Source organism: Cytophagales bacterium (assembly GCA_033344775.1).
Classification (GTDB): Bacteria; Bacteroidota; Bacteroidia; order Cytophagales; family Cyclobacteriaceae; genus JAWPMT01.
Genome location: JAWPMT010000005.1, coordinates 1340851 through 1358117, shown reverse-complemented (window position 1 = coordinate 1358117; position 17267 = coordinate 1340851). Strand labels below are relative to the sequence as shown.

The 17267-nt window shown below is 42.8% G+C and carries 16 protein-coding genes; 6 read left to right on the top strand and 10 right to left on the bottom strand.

What is annotated here, in order from left to right:
* Window positions 1–153 precede the first annotated feature (153 nt).
* The 4 genes from R8G66_23290 (at window position 154) to R8G66_23275 (ending at window position 5385) form a co-directional block, all read left to right on the top strand.
* The gene (locus tag R8G66_23290) at window positions 154–1050 is read left to right on the top strand and encodes a pirin family protein (GenBank protein ID MDW3195320.1); all 897 of its coding nucleotides are present in this window, start codon (window positions 154–156) and stop codon (window positions 1048–1050) included.
* Between the two features lie 53 nt (window positions 1051–1103).
* On the top strand, window positions 1104–1496 hold the full coding sequence (locus tag R8G66_23285; protein ID MDW3195319.1) for a DUF559 domain-containing protein: 393 nt from the start codon (window positions 1104–1106) through the stop codon (window positions 1494–1496).
* A gap of 351 nt (window positions 1497–1847) precedes the next feature.
* Window positions 1848–4064 carry a c-type cytochrome gene (locus R8G66_23280; GenBank protein MDW3195318.1) on the top strand — a complete coding sequence of 739 codons (2217 nt, stop codon included), beginning with the start codon at window positions 1848–1850 and terminating at the stop codon, window positions 4062–4064.
* Window positions 4065–4104: 40 nt separating this feature from the next.
* Window positions 4105–5385 carry a site-2 protease family protein gene (locus R8G66_23275; GenBank protein MDW3195317.1) on the top strand — a complete coding sequence of 427 codons (1281 nt, stop codon included), beginning with the start codon at window positions 4105–4107 and terminating at the stop codon, window positions 5383–5385.
* Window positions 5386–5387: 2 nt separating this feature from the next.
* Here the strand turns inward: R8G66_23275 and R8G66_23270 are convergent, their stop codons facing one another.
* Window positions 5388–6077 (bottom strand): response regulator transcription factor, encoded by a 690-nt coding sequence (locus tag R8G66_23270; GenBank protein MDW3195316.1) that lies wholly within the window; start codon window positions 6075–6077, stop codon window positions 5388–5390.
* Window position 6078: 1 nt separating this feature from the next.
* Window positions 6079–7686: an ATP-binding protein gene (locus R8G66_23265; GenBank protein ID MDW3195315.1), complete on the bottom strand. Its 1608-nt coding sequence runs from the start codon at window positions 7684–7686 to the stop codon at window positions 6079–6081.
* A 114-nt stretch (window positions 7687–7800) separates the two neighbouring features.
* On the opposite strand from R8G66_23265, the gene R8G66_23260 reads away from it, so the two are divergent.
* The gene (locus R8G66_23260) at window positions 7801–8073 is read left to right on the top strand and encodes a hypothetical protein (protein MDW3195314.1); all 273 of its coding nucleotides are present in this window, start codon (window positions 7801–7803) and stop codon (window positions 8071–8073) included.
* 36 nt (window positions 8074–8109) lie between these two features.
* On the opposite strand, the gene R8G66_23255 is transcribed toward R8G66_23260, so the two are convergent.
* Window positions 8110–9381, bottom strand: a complete 1272-nt coding sequence (locus R8G66_23255) for a hypothetical protein (protein ID MDW3195313.1) — start codon at window positions 9379–9381, stop codon at window positions 8110–8112.
* A gap of 242 nt (window positions 9382–9623) precedes the next feature.
* On the opposite strand from R8G66_23255, the gene R8G66_23250 reads away from it, so the two are divergent.
* Window positions 9624–10265: a peroxiredoxin gene (locus tag R8G66_23250; protein ID MDW3195312.1), complete on the top strand. Its 642-nt coding sequence runs from the start codon at window positions 9624–9626 to the stop codon at window positions 10263–10265.
* 137 nt (window positions 10266–10402) lie between these two features.
* On the opposite strand, the gene R8G66_23245 is transcribed toward R8G66_23250, so the two are convergent.
* The 7 genes from R8G66_23245 to R8G66_23215 all read right to left on the bottom strand — a co-directional run bounded on the left by R8G66_23245 (window position 10403) and on the right by R8G66_23215 (window position 17215).
* Window positions 10403–11674 carry a hypothetical protein gene (locus tag R8G66_23245; GenBank protein ID MDW3195311.1) on the bottom strand — a complete coding sequence of 424 codons (1272 nt, stop codon included), beginning with the start codon at window positions 11672–11674 and terminating at the stop codon, window positions 10403–10405.
* Between the two features lie 151 nt (window positions 11675–11825).
* On the bottom strand, window positions 11826–12566 hold the full coding sequence (locus R8G66_23240) for a hypothetical protein (GenBank protein ID MDW3195310.1): 741 nt from the start codon (window positions 12564–12566) through the stop codon (window positions 11826–11828).
* Between the two features lie 7 nt (window positions 12567–12573).
* Entirely contained in the window at window positions 12574–13149 is a 576-nt protein-coding gene (locus R8G66_23235) for a DUF1080 domain-containing protein (GenBank protein ID MDW3195309.1), read from the bottom strand.
* Window positions 13150–13211: 62 nt separating this feature from the next.
* On the bottom strand, window positions 13212–14054 hold the full coding sequence (locus tag R8G66_23230) for an NAD(P)H-binding protein (GenBank protein ID MDW3195308.1): 843 nt from the start codon (window positions 14052–14054) through the stop codon (window positions 13212–13214).
* 141 nt (window positions 14055–14195) lie between these two features.
* The gene (locus R8G66_23225; GenBank protein MDW3195307.1) at window positions 14196–14774 is read right to left on the bottom strand and encodes a hypothetical protein; all 579 of its coding nucleotides are present in this window, start codon (window positions 14772–14774) and stop codon (window positions 14196–14198) included.
* A 67-nt stretch (window positions 14775–14841) separates the two neighbouring features.
* Entirely contained in the window at window positions 14842–15696 is an 855-nt protein-coding gene (locus R8G66_23220) for an AraC family transcriptional regulator (GenBank protein MDW3195306.1), read from the bottom strand.
* Between the two features lie 28 nt (window positions 15697–15724).
* Complete coding sequence (locus R8G66_23215) at window positions 15725–17215, bottom strand: glycoside hydrolase family 30 protein (protein MDW3195305.1); 1491 nt, start codon at window positions 17213–17215, stop codon at window positions 15725–15727.
* Window positions 17216–17267 lie beyond the last annotated feature (52 nt).

Below are 17267 nucleotides of genomic sequence, written 5' to 3'. Positions count from 1 at the left end.
AAATGACCCTTCAATTCCCTAAAGAGGAGATTTCCTTTACTCCCTTTAGGGTAGGGGTAGATTTGAGATACTAGAAAAATCTGCCTTGACACACTATCAACGCACTTTTTTCAATGAATTTGAGAATTAACCGGATACCACTACCTTTATTACATGTCTAACTCAGATTTGATCATAGAAGAAAGAAGCCGCGATATTGGTGACTTTCTTGTCGGCCGGTTGATCCCTTTTCGTTCCAAACGCATGGTGGGCCCATTTATATTCATCGATCATATGGGACCCTCTGAAATCGGACCGGGTCATTACATGGATGTAGATCAGCATCCTCACATCGGCCTTTCGACCTTGACTTATTTGTTCGAGGGAGCGATTGTACATGAAGACAGCATCGGCACACATCAGCTGATAGAACCGGGTTCGGTCAATTGGATGACCGCTGGAAAAGGTGTGACACATACAGAACGAACACCTGACACATTTCGTGATGGACAAGTCCGTAACGTGCATGGTTACCAAATCTGGGTGGCCTTACCAAAGCATTTGGAAATGATGGAGCCAGCATTTCAGCATGTAAAGGAAGAAGCATTACCTCGATGGTCAGATGGAGCTGCATCATTTACATTGGTGGCAGGAGATGGCTATGGCAAAAAGTCACCGGTTAATGTGCATTCAGAATTGTTTATGGTAGATGTTCAATCCGATGAAGCCTATGATTTGGAAATTGCAGGGCAACTTCAAGGCGAGATTGGTATTTGTATTGTGGAAGGAGCCATAAAAGCCTGTGATAATGTCATAGAAAAAGGCAACATGTTGGTGTCCAAAACGGAAGATGCCTGTCAGATTCGTTTGGCGCCTAAGACCAGGGTGCTATTATTCGGAGGACAGCCCTTTGAAGATGGGCGTGAGATCTTCTGGAATTTTGTGGCATCTACCAAGGATCGAATCGAAGAGGCCAAAGATCAATGGATAAACAAGGAGTTTCCTAAAGTGGCAGGGGATGAGACTTACGTTCCAATGCCAGAGTTTAAGGGGAATTTTCGGAGGAAGTAAGGATTCCTCACCCCCTTATCCCCCTCGATGGGGAACAGAACAACACATTTCAATTGAGTAGGTTTTCGAATAATCATTACAACAAAAGTTTAAAGGAGTTCGCGAGGAAGTTGCGAAAAGATGGAACAAAGTCTGAAGCCATGGTATCGCGTGATGTGCTTTCTCGGAAACAAATGATGGGCTATCGTTTTCTTCGTCAGCGGCCTATCGATCGGTATATCGCAGATTTCTTTTCTAAAGAGTTAAAGCTTATCATAGAACTTGATGGATATATCCATCAGTTTGAGGAAATGGCCAGGAAAGATCAAATTATGGAGGAAAGGCTAGGATCCCTTGGATATCATATTCTTCTTTCCGAAGATGAAGAAGTCTTTAAGGATCTTAAAAACGTGGTGCGAACTATTGAAAATTGGATTTTGGACTGGGAAGAGAAAAATAAGTCCTAATGAAAAGGAGCAGAAATGTACCCCCTTGAGGGGGTGTGGTGTGGACTAGACATGCTATTGGCGCAGCCAAATCCAAAATGACATGAACTGATATTTTACCTTTCTGCGCTTCGTCATCCTGAATTATTAAATTGAATACTAAATCAGAAGAGCTAATGAGATTAATTGTAAGGGAATCTGAAGCGCTAAGTAATTAGAGTAAATCGATCAGATTCCCTTATGATCTACACTGTACCAGGCCCTGGATAATAACCTCTAAAGATCCAGGGAGTGACGATCAATTTGGTGTAAAGAAAGGTTCAGGCGTAGTGATAACTTTTACATTACGGTATTGCATCCTATATTGTAACCATGAGGCCCAACATAATCGCAATCACCCTTGCTTTCTTAGTACCATTCCTTTTTCTGTCCTGCCAACCGGAGGAATATCAGGAACCAAAAATATCCCTGGAAGGCTATCAAGTTGAGGAAGGATTTAACCTGGAAGTAGTGGCTTCAGAACCTCTTTTAGAAGCTCCGGTAGCGATGGATTTCGATGATCAGGGACGGATGTGGGTGGTTCAAATGCCAGGCTACATGGAAAACATGGCCGGTGATACCGAAGATGAACCATCTGGTTCGATTGTGATTCTGGAAGATCTGGATAAGGATGGTAAGGTTGATCATTCAAAGGTTTTTCTCGATGATTTGGTGCTTCCCCGGGCAATCGCCCATGTCTATGGCGGACTCTTGTATGCGGAGCCTCCGAATCTGTGGTTCGTAGAGATCGAAAATGATTTGCCAGGAAAACGAACGCTGGTAGATTCCTTGTATGCTACAGAAGGAAACGTGGAACACCAGGCCAATGGCCTGATGATGAACATTGACAACTGGATCTACAATTCTCGTTCGCACTTTCGGTACCGTCGGATCAATGATGAATGGATCAAAGAAGTGACTTCCTTCCGAGGGCAATGGGGAATTACCAAAGACAATCTGGGCCGGTTGTATTACAATGATAACTCAACACAATTAGCAGGAGATTATGTCTTGCCCAATCACCACATCAAAAATCCATATTGGCAACCAAAAGGTGGAATAGGGAATAAGCTCACTGATAACCAGCGTGTATATCCTATACAAGCTACCATGGTGAATCGTGGCTATCAACCTGGTGTTTTGGATGTGGACAGCATGTTAGTCAATGTAACTTCAGCTTGCGGCCCTATGGTCTATAGAGGAGGACAATTTCCTGTTGCCTATGATCAGAATGCCTTCGTATGTGTGCCGGAGGTCAATGCCGTAAAACGAAACATTTTGCATTTCAATGGACCTTACACGAAAGGCGTGCAAGCGGAAATCGGGAAAGAGTTTTTGGTAACGACTGATGAGGCTTTCCGTCCGGTCAATCTATTCAATGGTCCAGATGGTGCTATGTACATCCTTGATTTGCATCGGGGGATCATCCAGCATCAGGCGTACATGACTACCTACCTCAGGGACAAGATTGCAAAAAGAGGATTCGATACACTTCTGGGTATGGGCCGAATTCTGAAGGTCACACATGAGCACTCACAGCCGCTAAAAATTCCCGCGTTCGATGAATTGAATACAGATGAATTAATTCTGTTGCTCGAACATCAAAATGGTTGGATTAGGGATCGGGCGCAACATCTATTGATTCGGGAAACAGATGAAGAAGTGATCAATCAAGTTCAAGCCTATCTCCGTTCCAGTGACAATGATATGGGTAAAACACATGCCCTATATGTCTTAGAAGCCAATGATGTCATAGATGCCGATCAGATGGCACAAACCATCCTACGAAGTGGTCCTGATTTTGTGGTCCACGCGCTGAAACTGATGGATAGCATGGATGCTGCTCTCTCTGATGAAAAGATAAATGCATTGGTAGAGTCTTTGATCGAAAGAAAAGATCCCAGTATTGATCTATACCTGATATCGTTTCTGGCGCGACAAAAGCAAGCTTATAATAGCCCCTTATTTTCATTGCTCTATGACTATGACACCCTATTGTATCATGATGGTTTCTTAAGTGCACTGGAAACAGCTGATGAAAGCATAGATTTTAAATCTTCGATTACCTCCGGACTTTTTGAACGAACTGTGCAATTGGTACAAAATCAGTCGGATGATAATAAACATTGGATCCATCGCCGGGCAGTATTACCTTCTGACAACCGCACCGTAGGGTTAAAGTTGTTCCGGGAAGTCTGTGCGGCTTGTCATGGTGATTTAGGGCAGGGTTCAGATGGGTTAGCGCCGCCTTTGACGAATTCTGAATACATCAAAGGCCCTTCAAGAAGACTGGCTGCCTTGTTGCTGCACGGAATGAAAGGGCCACTGCATGTCAATGGGCAGCGGTACGAATTCAATGCACAAATGCCCGGACTCCTGAATAATCCGAATATCTCTGATGAAGACTTGTCCAACCTGATCATGTACATTAATAATGCTTTTGGGGAATCCCGCTGGGAGTCCACCGGAGAAATGATCAAGGAACTGAGAAGTGCCCGACCCAGTGGGCAGCCTTATACGGAGGAAGAATTGTTGGATATTACGGAATAAGTCCTGTAATTATATCTGACAACTTTAACTAAAGCAACCAATGGAAACTGTTTACTATTACTTGCTAGGGATATTATTTATCTACTGCGTCTATATTTTTGGGAAGTTCTTTATCGCCTTAAGGCTGGGTATTTATGACAAAGAAGTCTTTTTAGGTTTCGGAAGTTACTCAGCAATTAGGCTGAAATTCAAAGAAGTAACGGTCCACATAGGTCTTTTTATTCCGCTTCCATTTTTTGCGCAGTTTAATAGTTATCAAGATGGAATAAAGCAGCCGATAACCTATGAATGGCAATTCTTTGATCAGCCCTGGTATTTACGTGTACTTGCGGCGTTTGGTGGAGCGATCAGTGCTTTGATAGCTTCGATACTGCTCTTTTCAATATTGGCATTTATCGAGAAGGATACTTACCTGCCCAAAGAAGAGCTGAACAAGCATGGAATTTCCCCATCAGAATTTGCCTATGAGGAAGGTTTTATGACAGGCGACAAAATACTACTTGTCAATGGTGAAGACTATGAACGTTGGAGTGACTTAATTAGTCCGAGAGACATTTCGAATGAACCGACAGTATATGAGGTTTCCAGGAATGGAAAAACGCAAAAATTGTCTATTTCCTGGTTAGAATTTATCGAAAGGGGCCCTGGAGAATACTTGTTTTCCCCCAATGGACCATTCAAAGTTGGCACAGTCACACCAGGTGGACAGGCAGATGTTGCCGGGATCCAAGCCAGGGATGTAATCCAATCGATCAATGGCCAACCTGTGGAGAGTTTTTACGAAGCCAGGGATATTTTTCAGGAATTCAGCGATGAAACGATAACCCTGGTGATACTTCGGGACAGTCAGTCTATTCCATTTCAAGTTCGTGTAAGTAGTGAAGGTAAAATTGGTTTCTATCCTGAGATGGAGATTAATTATACGACTAGATCCCGATCGGTTTTCGAAGCATTGGCCATTGGAATTGTGCGTCCATTTTCAATCATGGGGGTCAACTTCAAAGCTTTTGGAAAAATATTCTCGGGTAAGATAGACTCGCGAAGAAGCTTGAGTGGGCCGGTTGGGATATCGGGCCTATTTGATAATGGCATTCAAAATTTCTTCAACGTCTCCGCCATTCTTTTGGTCATGATGTTTTTATGGGACTTTATGCCGTTGCCTAAATCTGCAGCATTGAAAAGTATTCCAGTATTGATAGAGGTGCTATTCAAGAAGCAGGTATCTCTTCAGGTATATAATAACATCTATAAAGGTGGTTGGGCACTGATCATGATCATGATGATTGGCACGATCATTAATGACATATTAAATTTTATTTGAGACTACCCAATCATCTTATAGCCCGCTCCATGGACGGTCAAAATGAACTTGGGATCATTCGGATTTTCCTCGATCTTTTGACGGAGCTTTAGGATAAAGTTGTCTACCGTTCTTGTGGTAGGGGTGGCTTCATATCCCCAAACATCTTCCAGTAACTGATAGCGACTTACGATCTCGTTCTTATGCTTGTATAGATAAAGCAGAACCTCAAACTCTTTGTGTGACATTTTTACCTCTTCACCGTTGGATTCCGCTTCATACCGTGTGAAATCCACCTTGAGCCTTCCGATCTCCAATTCTGTCGGACCTTGCTGGTCTTCCGTCTGACCTTCGGTTCTGCGAAGTACCGCTTTTACGCGAGCCACCAATTCCCGAATGCTAAAAGGTTTGGTGATGTAATCATCTGCACCCAATTCTAGTCCCAACACCTTATCAATCTCTTCTCCTTTGGCAGTCAGAAAAATGATCGGCGTTTTCACCCCTTCTTTTCGAGCCGCTTTGCACACATCGAAACCTGACATTTTTGGCATCATTACGTCCAGTAAAACCAGATCAAACGAGTGTTTTAGCAGCTCATCCAACCCTTCCTGACCATCCTTGGCTACCGTCACATCAAAAGATTCAAACTCCAGGTTGTCTCGCAGACCGATCTGCATGTTAGGTTCGTCTTCTACGACTAGAATTTTTGCCATATTAATTGATTAATTCGGGTTGAAGTGTACTGTTTGCAGCTTGTGCGGATTCGGATAAATTAAAGACCAATCTGAAGGTACTTCCTTCGCCTAGTTTACTTTCTAATTCGATGTTGCCCCCATGTGCTTCCATGATAGAGGCGACCAGGGATAGCCCCAGACCTGCACCTTGCACGGTGTGTACATTGCCTTCCGATACCCGGAAGAACTTGTCAAAAATCTGCTTCAGGTTTTCTTTCGGAATGCCTATGCCTTTGTCCTGTACTTCGATGATGGCGTGTTCACCACGTAATTTCGTGCGGATCGCGATGAATTTTTCATCCCGACTGTATTTGATGGCATTGTCCATCAGGTTAACCAACGCTTCGTAGATTGTTTCCTTGTCCGCCTGGATGTTTACCAACTCGTCTACCTTTTCAAATTCATACTCAAATCCATTGTGCTCTAAATGGAAGGAATAATCATGCATCAATTCATCTACAATGGCATTGATGTCCATCGAAATGAAGTGATATTTCTTCCGGTCAGCCTCTACCTGAGAGAAGTTCAGGATGCGATTTACAATACGGGTCAATCGGTTGGTTTCTTTAAAGATGATTTCAACGTATTCGGATTTCTTCTCCTCGCTTCTGACCCGTTGGAGTAACAATGTTTCTGCAAACATGCTGATAAGTGCCAGTGGCGTTCGCAATTCATGGCTGACATTGGAAACAAAATCAGACTTGGTTTGGGCCAGTTGCATTTGCTGGTAGATGTTTCGGCCAATCAATGTAAACCCGACGAGCAGCAATGTGATAAGAATGCCAGAAGCATACAGGTTGTATTCCAGCCGTTGATTGATCAGGCTTTTTAAGGTTTGGTTTTTCAGGCTGATGCCCAATTGCAAGGATGGAAATAACCACATGTTGTCACTGGCGATGACCTCATTGGATAGTGTATCAGTTTGTAGGACCACAAAGCCTCTTTGCCGATTGACAAGTGAAATGATCAGGTCTTGCTGTGCGATTTGTTGCAGTTTTGGGCTTAGTACTTCATTCGCAAATGTTGTTGGTTCGATAAATCCGGTCATCAGAACCATGTCCCCATCAGGGGCAAGGAGTACAGCATAAAGCACTTGCAATTCCATACTATCGATATGAACCATTTGATTGGGTTCCAGTTTTCGGTAGTCGCCGAGTTTCCTGTAGTTCACCAATTGACCGATTACGTCTTTATTGGACTCGTGGAGGTTGTCAATCAATTGATTGTAAGCTTCTGGTAATTTTTCGGGATGAGTTTTTCCTGGTCCCAGTACACCTGTAGAGTCGATGGCTTTGAGGTTGATCAACGTGCATCCACTAGTCGTAAGCAAAGTCTGAGTTTTTGGACTGATTTGGTAACTCCAGGAGGACTCCAGGTCTTCTTCCAAACTATTGACCAGGCCATCCAAAAAGTCATTGGAATATTGATTGGCAGAGAAAATCACGAAATCAAGTTGATTTTCATAAATGCGCTGGATCACTTCTTCGTCCTCTTGCAAAGAAGATACTTCATAGACCATATACATGACCAGAGGCAGTACAATGGTGCCAATGACAATAAGGATAAGTCGTTTGCTGTTTTTGAGCATCTCCGGGATTTCTTACCAGATCACAATTTAATACCATTGTACGGAGTGTCAGGAAGTTTGTGTTTTCAAAAAGTTATTCTTTAACTTCATTTTACAAATTTTTACACCACGATAATGTCAGAAGATTCCAAAGGAAAGGTCGAAAACCTATTAACCGAGCTGGGAAAGAAAATTGATCACCTGATAGAACAGGCCAAAGATGCATCGGAAGATGTCCGGGAAGAGGTAGATCAAAAAATAGAAGAATTAAAAGAGCGAAAAGATAAACTCGAAGATGAGTTTCAGGAGTTCAAAAATCAGGAGCGCTGGCAGGAAGCCAAGGGGCACTTTTCATCAGCAGCCAACGAGCTGAAACAAGCGATGGAGAAGGTGTTTAAGAAGGGGTAGCTGTGCTCAGATTCAATCTGTATTCTTGATAATTGATCATTCTTCTGTCTTGATTATTTGTCCCTGATGATCGAGGCTTGCCACAAATGGTGTCAGTCTGTAATTCTCGTCTGAAATGGCAATAGCTACAAAAGTGCCATTTTCATGTGCGATGATTCTGCTCAATAAACCATTCGCATTGACATCTACAAATTGAGACTGGAATGAAACCTCCAGATTTTTTGATGTTTTCAAAATAAAGGGTTTGCCTGTGGAAACTTCATAATCGAATGAGAGGTCATTTCCAATGAACCACAACCCATCGGGATATAGGTCAAAATCATAGAGTTTTTTGTCAATTTCAACTTCATCCAGTAATTCTCCAGTCAGGCTGTATTTGGCAATTCTTCGATCAGGCAAGCGTCCCCTTCTTTCGAATAATACATAAATGATGTTTTCTTCAACTAGTAACTTTACTATAGTTTCATCCTCAAATCCCCATTCGGGCAGCACATTCGATGCTAGGTAGAAGTCTTCAATGGCCTGGCCATTTTCATCGAATATTCGTATCCTACTCCTTGTTATTCCTGTTGAATCTAAACTTTGATAAGCATAGAAAAAATGCTTGTCGTGTATTTCGGTTTTAGCTATGCTGTATCTTAATCCAGTAAAATCATCTCTCCAAAGTTCTGTGCCTTCAGCATTAAAGGCAATAACCCGATGAACGGAACTATGCTCCGTGTTTTCTCTTTTCACCCAGGAAAGTACGTAATGATCTCCGATTTTTGTGACTGGTGGTATATCTGATGAATTGAATCCGAAATCCTCCTTAAGCGAAAAAGCTCCGGTAATGATGCCTGCAGTATCAATACTGGAAATAATCATGCCTTCCGGATCTCCAATTGCGTTTTCACGAATAACAACCTTTGATTCCTGTGAACTTGAGGAAAATCCAATAGGAATATGAACGTTTAGTCCTGCTGGGGTAAGATTCTGTACCCAATCTATCCTGGCTTTTTCGTTGAAAAGATACACCTGGTCATAAAAACCTGAATTTCCAAAGCCATTTACGGCAAGAAAAAAACTACCCGGTGCGCCTGACGAAAACAAGTTTATTTGATCTGGGTAAGCGAGGTTTAATAATAGCTTATGCTCTATCAGTTGTACACTATCTGTTTCCATATCATCGGAAGGGACCTCTTCTTCGGGGGTCTCGTCCACGACTTCTGGTTCCGTTTTATCATCCGACTGACAAGCAGATAGGCACGATAGCAGTAGTAACATAACCATTTGAATGAGGAAAATATAGTTGATTTTGGAAGAGTTCATTTTGAAGGTGTTGCTCGTATATTTGTTACTGAAGTAGTCTTGTAAAGTACAGTTACAAATAAAGTTATTAAAATGTTTGGTTGCGGTTCCGCTTATTTCTCATAATTATAGCGTTTTAGTTTGGAATAAGTGTTTCTTTCTCCGGTATCCATTATTTCAAATTTCCCGGACTACAAAGAACGATCTCTTTTGGGCTAGTGTTTTATAGGTTCTTAAAACTATATAAAACTTAAGTTTCCATTATGAGTACCATTAGATTAGGTGACGAAGCTCCCAACTTTCAAGCACAAACTACGGAAGGCGAGATTGACTTTCATCAGTGGTTAGGTGAAAGCTGGGGCGTACTTTTTTCTCACCCGGCAGACTACACACCTGTTTGTACCACGGAACTTGGCGCAGCGTCCAAATACAAATCGCAATTTGATCAGAGAAACGTCAAGGTGGTGGCGCTGAGCGTTGATGGATTAGCTTCTCACAAAGACTGGATCGGAGATATCAATGAAACACAGGGTACGGAAGTGAATTTTCCAATCATCGCCGATGAGGATAGGAAAGTAGCCACACTGTATGATATGATCCACCCCAATGCTGATGACAAGCTTACGGTAAGATCTGTTTTTGTGATCGGACCTGATAAGAAAGTAAAATTGATCATCACGTATCCGGCATCTACGGGTAGGAATTTTGATGAATTGCTACGTGTGATCGATTCGCTTCAATTGACTGCTTACCACAAGGTGGCGACTCCTGTCAACTGGAACAATGGTGATGATTGCGTGATCGTACCTGCAGTTTCCAATGAGCAGATTCCTGAATTATTCCCGAAAGGTCACACAGAAGTAAAGCCTTATTTGAGAATGACGCCTCAGCCAAATTTGGACTAGGTATTATTTAATGAATGTCGTTCGTGAATATTCTCCCCTGACGAATGACATTCATTAATTTTCTTAAATAGTAGATACTTCGTTATTTAATGAAAAGCTTATGCTCTTCGGGTGAAGAGAAAAGCTCTTTTCCTACTTTATTTTTCAGAGGTAACAATTTGTCCCTCATTATCAAGGCTGATAACATATGGTTTAGCCGAAAAGTCTTCGAAATGGCTGAATCCTGCAACGAGCATACCATTTTCATGAGTAACAATTTTGCCTCTTCCTCCACGGCTAGTGATATCCACAATTTCAGATTGAAATAAAATCTCTAAATCTCTAGTTAGTTTTAGAATGAATGGGTTACCAAGAGTAAGTTCAGGATCATGGCTGAAATCATTTCCAATCGACCATAAACCCGCTTGGTTCAGATCAAAATCAGTGAGTCGTTGGCCAAATTCAATTTCTCTCAGTAATTCTCCTGTTAGATCATACTTAGCGATTCTGTTTTTGGTGTAGGACCATCCCTGAGAAAGCACATATAGGATATTGTCTTCTACGATAATATCAGCAACGTTTTCTTGTGCGGTATTCCATCCCATCAACTCAGAATACAAAAAGAAGTCAACCTGGACCTGACCATTCTCATCATAAATTCTTAGCCTTAATTGATTTGCGCCTGATTCGTCCAGTGTTTTATAAGCGTAGAACAACTGCCTGTTGAACACCCTCATTTTGGCGTAAGTATTACTTCTACTCGGAAATTCGTCTTGCCAAACAGGGATTCCAGCTGAATTGAACCCAATAACCCGATGTGTTCGGTTGGGTGCTTCGTGATCCGTGTTTACCCAAGATAATACGTATAGCTCTCCTAACCTTGATACTGGGGGAAGGTTAGATGATGCAAAACCGAATGGTTCAGAAAGTTCGAATATCACATTAATCAAGCCACGATGGCCAATTTCAGAAATGATCAGACCTTCGGGATAAGAGGATGACTTTTTTCTGAAATTCAATCTTTGATTTTCGTCATTTGAGTAAAATTGAACTCCAAAACTTCCCGAAGGGATTGGAGTGACATCCAAATTCCAGTCTATTTGAACACTGTCATCGATATGGAAGACACGGTTAATAGCAGAGCTGTAGTTTCGGCCACGTACAGTGAGGAAATATCCATTTGTACGTTCTGATCGGAACAAGTTTATAGCATCAGGAAAAAATTGGAATAGATTGATCATGAGTTTATGCTCAATCAGTTGAACGCTATCGGTTACGCTTCCTGTACTATCATTGGGCATGTCCATCACGATAGATGCCTCCTCTTCAGGCGCGATACTATTGTCAGACTTACAAGCGCATAAAAACACTAAGCCTAACAAAAAGATGAATTTTGTTGCGGATCGAAAGTTGTATTTGAAAAAGTCCATTTTGAATTTGTTACCTGTAATGTAACGCATCATTAAACTAGACTAGATCATACGTACTGCGGCTTTCAGAGTTATGGGGATCGAAAATCCTCATTTTCAGTTCGTAAATAAAGTAGAGTAGTTAAGTGATGAAGTATTATTACCTAAACACTCATTGTTTTGCCTCCCACTCCTCCCAGGCTTTCGCCAATTCTTTATCGGTCATGTAGAAGGTGTCCATGAATTGTTTCCCATTGGCATAAAGCGCCACACAAGAAGGATCGTATCTTACAAAGTAGGCGTACTGATAGATCTGGCTCCCTAAACCATGATAGATAGGCATTAAGTCGGTGGTACGCTCATGGGTGGCCCGAAATTGAGGATCGTTGATGTATCTCAGTCCCCATTTTCCGATCTTCAACAAATTCCGATCATGATAGTATACCACATGCCCTAGTTCATGCGCCAGAATACCAACTTGTGCGTCTAGTGGAAGGTTTTTCATCAGGATGGGGTCGTAGGGTACCTCGGCTTCCAGTAGCAGGATTTTATAAAGTCGATTTTTCTTGCCTGGTACGAACATGGTCCAAAGGTCAAAATTAGATTCCATGGGTGCGCCTTTATCCACCAGTACCATGTCTATTTTTACGTCTTTCAATTCAGGGTAGGCGGAGAAGGCAATGGCTGCTGCTAATTCATAACCCGGAGGGAGTCCTTTGTTGTCTCCGATCACCGTTTTGATGCTGTCCAGGTCCCAATTGTAATTGGCCAGACTGTCTGGAAAAGCATAGGGGACAATATCTGGTTCAATTTGCTGAGGTTCTACTTTCTGGACCAGCACCAAGGCAGCAAGAAGAAGGAGTGGGGAAATAATGATCGCAGCTATTTTCATGACCTTTAGGAAACGTTTCATGATCGAATTAATTCGATGGATACTTGACTTTTATGTTTCTGAATTGAATACTTCCGGTCTCGCCTGCCTGTATCGCGATGTAACCTTCTGATAGGTCGCTATCTCTGTAGTCAACTGTTAGTACGTCATTGATCCAAGCCTGCAGCATTCCATTGTGGGCCTTTATTCTGTAAGTGTTCCATTGATTCAATGTTTCAACGAGTGCCAATGGCGTGGCCCTTCCTACGAGCGCTCCTGTTCGAAAGTCCTGATTCGGATGCAGGTCCCAGATGTTGAATTCGTAACAATCTGTGGCCGAAACTTCTTTGTTCGAACATCGGATGAAGATACCGGAATTAACCGTGCTGTCAGGATTGAACTCCAGTGATAATTCGAAAAATGAATAGGATTCGGTGGTCATCAAAAAGCTGGAACCACTCGTGGACGTTCCGGTGATTATTCCGTCATTCCAATTCCAATTTGCTGTTCCATCCTGAAACCAGGCGTCATTATCTGATTCGAGAAACAAAGTTTTCTCCTCGAAGGAGGGACTACATCCTAAAACGAATAAAATCAGGAGTATCAAAGGGCCTATGGTCTTCATCGAATAAAAATTTGATTTAAAATAGGCAATTTGGATCAGAGCGGATAAAGGAAGTAATAGTATTAACTCAGATTTCCGATAATGTCTAGAATAGGTATGTGAGGCCTTCCTGCTGCTCGTTCAAAGTCCGAAGGAACGTCAAAAGCACCATTTCTGATCCCTTCATAGATTCCTGCAATCACGGTTCCAAGAAAATCTCCCAATTCTGCTTTTCTTTCAGCAGTGTATGCTTCCACGGACATGTCTTCAAATATCAGGGAAGTACCTTTGGTCTTGTTGAGACAAAAAGCCAGTTCTTTCTGAGTAATTCCCTCGCCTACGAGGTTATATGTTTGTCCATTGTGTCTCTTTTCGACAGCCATTTTGGCGTAGGCTATGGCCAGTTCTGCCCGGCTGGTGTAGGCACATTTTCCAATGCCCGCGCAATTGGTGATTTTTCCCGCTTTCGTGTAGTGCTCCAAATACTCGACATCCGGTTCAATATAGATGCCATTTCGTCCAATGGACCAATCCAAACCCGAGGCTTTGATATCTGCTTCGGTTTGTCGGTTGCTGGCGATGATGGGGCTGAATGCCGTTTTTTCAGGATCTCCCAGAATGCTGGTGTAAACGATCTTTTGAAGGCCATTGGATTTGGCTGCTTCCAATATATTTCGATGCTGGTTAATGCGCTTCTCAGGGGCGTCATTTCCCGAGAGAATAACTACTACGTTCACGCCTTTTAAAGCCGTTTCAAAATCTTCTCGAGAGGTATAATCGCCTTTGCGAATTTCCACACCAAGGTGCGCTGCTTTCGATACGGTTCTGGCAATGCCAATGACGTTTTCAGCGCCTATGTCTGCTTTTAATTGTTGGACAATGGCGGCGCCTAATTGCCCGCTGACAGAGGTTACTGCTATTTTCATGTTGAGGTCATGTTTAGAGGATGGAGTGATGATTTTTCAGCTTTACAAGTCCCCCCTGAAAGGGGCGGCCCGCGTAGGGGTGGTCGGAGACCGGGGGATTTGGGAATATCATATTTGAAAACTTCCTTTTGTGGGTTAAAATCATGGCAAATACGAATCCAATTCATTGTCCGTCAAAACAATGAAGGCAATCAATCCGATGACAGACATGGCCTGGAAAACGTAATGTGCTTTTCGATTGTGAACGTCAAATAATAAAAAGTACAAGTGAATGGCGATCAACACCAGTTTTAGCACTTGATCCTGGAGTGTAAATCCGGAAATGAAAATATCGTGAAAGACACTTACCAGAATAATGGAACCACTCAGCCAAAAAAACCATTTCCATTGCTCGAAATAGTAACCATCCAGATCAGTGACATCACTTTTCAATCCGGTAGGGAACAGCATCCTGGCCAGCAGGAACAAAAGAATAGGGTAGATCAAAACACCTAATACCGTCAATAAAGTCCATGAAGTGACATGTGTAGCGTATTGATAGTTGTAAAACCATTCCTGAATCAGGTTGAGGAACGTACTTAAGATCAACAACGATAGTGGTGCACTTAAGCGAATGTTTTTGATGTCCGAAACGACATCAGCAATGCCATTGAGGATCTGAGCAATACCCAGGCCCGTGATCAACGAGGTGATGACAACAACGTATTCAAATGGGTCCATGCAAGTTTTATTTGCAAAGGTCCTCTTTGTTCGAATGACGCTATTTATCAATCAGTCTAAAGTATAGTCAATTGGTAAAGTGACTTCTGAAATCTCCAGGACTCATTCCGGTCAATTTCCTAAACAAGCGATTGAAATTGGATACTTCGTTGAATTGCAAGTCATAGGCAATCTGAGAAACAGGTTCTTTCGAGTGCATCAGTTGCTGTTTGGCTTCCTGTACCAACCGTTCGCGAATCATGTCACCGGCGTGTTTGCCAAATGCCGCATGGATCTTGCTGTTGAGGGTGGTTTTACTGATGTTGAGCAATTCGCAGTAATCCTGCACCTGGTGTTTCTGGACATAGTTTTCTTCTAATGCCATTCGAAAATCCAGGGCTAACGAATTATCGTAGTGCGCATCTGTTAGTTGGTGTTGCGCTTGAAAAGTACGGTTGAGTTTGATCAGACCTTGATACAAAAAGGCCCGAAGCAGGTGATCGCTATCGGTCCTCAAAGAATCAATTTCAGTTTGGATGTTTCGCATCAATCCCTGATAAAACTCGTTTTCTGTAGGATTCAATTGCAGGAAAAACGGCTTATCAAAAAAGAAGAACTCGAGGCGGTACAGAAACAGTGGATCCTTGAAAAAACGTTGGATAAACTCCTCTTCAAAAATCAGGTATTGAACATCGGTTTCGGTCTGTTCGCCCCATTGTCTGATTTTGCCTGGAGGCAGAAACAGCACAGTGCCAGGCTCGTATTGGGTTGAGACTTCATTGAGAAAAAACTCACCCTTCCCTTCCAGTATCAGGAAAATCTCAAAAAAGTCTACCGTAAATGGATTGTCCGTCACGAAGAAATGTGGATTCTCCGAAATCTTTCCACAATCGATCAGCAATTCCCGGCCGTACTTTTGTCGGTCAAACTGAGTGATTTCCATTTACTCCTTTGTTGGCTTACACCCTGATTTAACCGGAAATCACAATGGTCTGTATGGCCTGGCCATTGATGTCTATGATAGAAGATTGGTCACCCAGGGTCAGTTCTATGCTTTGTTTAGCCGCATTCATATTCAAGGCAATCACCACAATAGAACCGTCGGTATTTTTAGCAGCAGTGATCATTAAGTCGCTATCTGAACTGTCAAATCCAATTCGGACGGCTTCAGGACGCATGAATTTGCTGAAATGAGCCAGGGTGTGATAGAGTGGTGTGAAATAAACTTCGTCATTTTCAGGATCCACGATCACAGGAGCCACACACCAGTTGCTGGCCCAGTTTGGCCCGCCCTGGCGGTCAAGGACCATGTTCCAGTCCACCCAGCCATCAACCCAATTGTTCAGGCAGCCTATGATATCACGAGCATAACGATAGACGGGCACATACTTAGGATGATCTTTTTTCAAATGATCAGGTGCCCAATCCCAACCCCAATCTGTAGCTTCTTTGCTCCAGTACCATTCATCTTCTTGCCAGTGGGGTATTTCCGCATCCACGCAAGCCTCTGATTGGATCAGGTGTTTTCCTGGTGCCGCTTCATGAGCCAGGTTCAGGTATTCAGGGAAGAAATCCACGGTGCTGGCATACCAGTGCACCGCTGTTCCGGCAAAGTATTTTGAAGAAGCTTCGTCCGCGTACATTGCATGGACGAATTCCTCCATTTCAGGGTCTCGGTTTTGGTCATAGCCCAGGATCTTAACGTTGTGTCCATCTGCTTCCAGCTTAGGACCAAGGTGCCGGGCGGTGAAAGTGACCATTTCCTCTGGAGTAAAATGCATGCTTTCCCAGTTACTGTCATTGCCAAGTGGTTCGTTTTCTACCGTCAACCCCCAGATATCAATTCCTTCTGCTTTGTATGCATTTATATACTTAGAGAAAAATAAAGCCCAGGTATCGTAATACTCTGGAAGTAGCTTTCCGCCTTTGTAACTGTTGTTGTCTTTCATCCATGGCGGAGCAGTCCAAGGTGAGGCCATGATTTTGAATCCGTCTTTGGATACTGCCATCGCATCTTTAATCATTGGAATCAAGTCTTCCCGATCCTCATCAATGGAGAAATTCTCAAGATCCGTGTCTCCGGCTATGGGTGCATAGGAATAGTTGCCTAAAGAAAAGTCACAGGAATTGATGTGTGTACGAGTCAGAGAGTATCGTGCACCACTTTCTCCAAAGTAGGCTTCCAGTACTCTCTGCCGGTTTTCAGGACTCAGTTGGTTTAATAAATAGGCTGAAGATTCGGTGAAGGCACCTCCAAATCCAGTAATGGTTTGGAATTGTTGGTCAGGATATAATTTGACCTTGACGGATGCTTTTTCCACCTTGCTGACTTCCATTTTTTGAAGTTGATTGCCGCTTGCAGAGGTTTCATACACTTCGACATTAAGCGAAGGCTGATCGGTGTTGCTACACGCCATAAAAGTGGCTGTTAGGAGGATAAGAAAAATTCGGAACAGTTTCATGATAAGGCAGATTGAAGTGGCTCCGAAATTAAGGAAAGCGGAAGAGGTGATT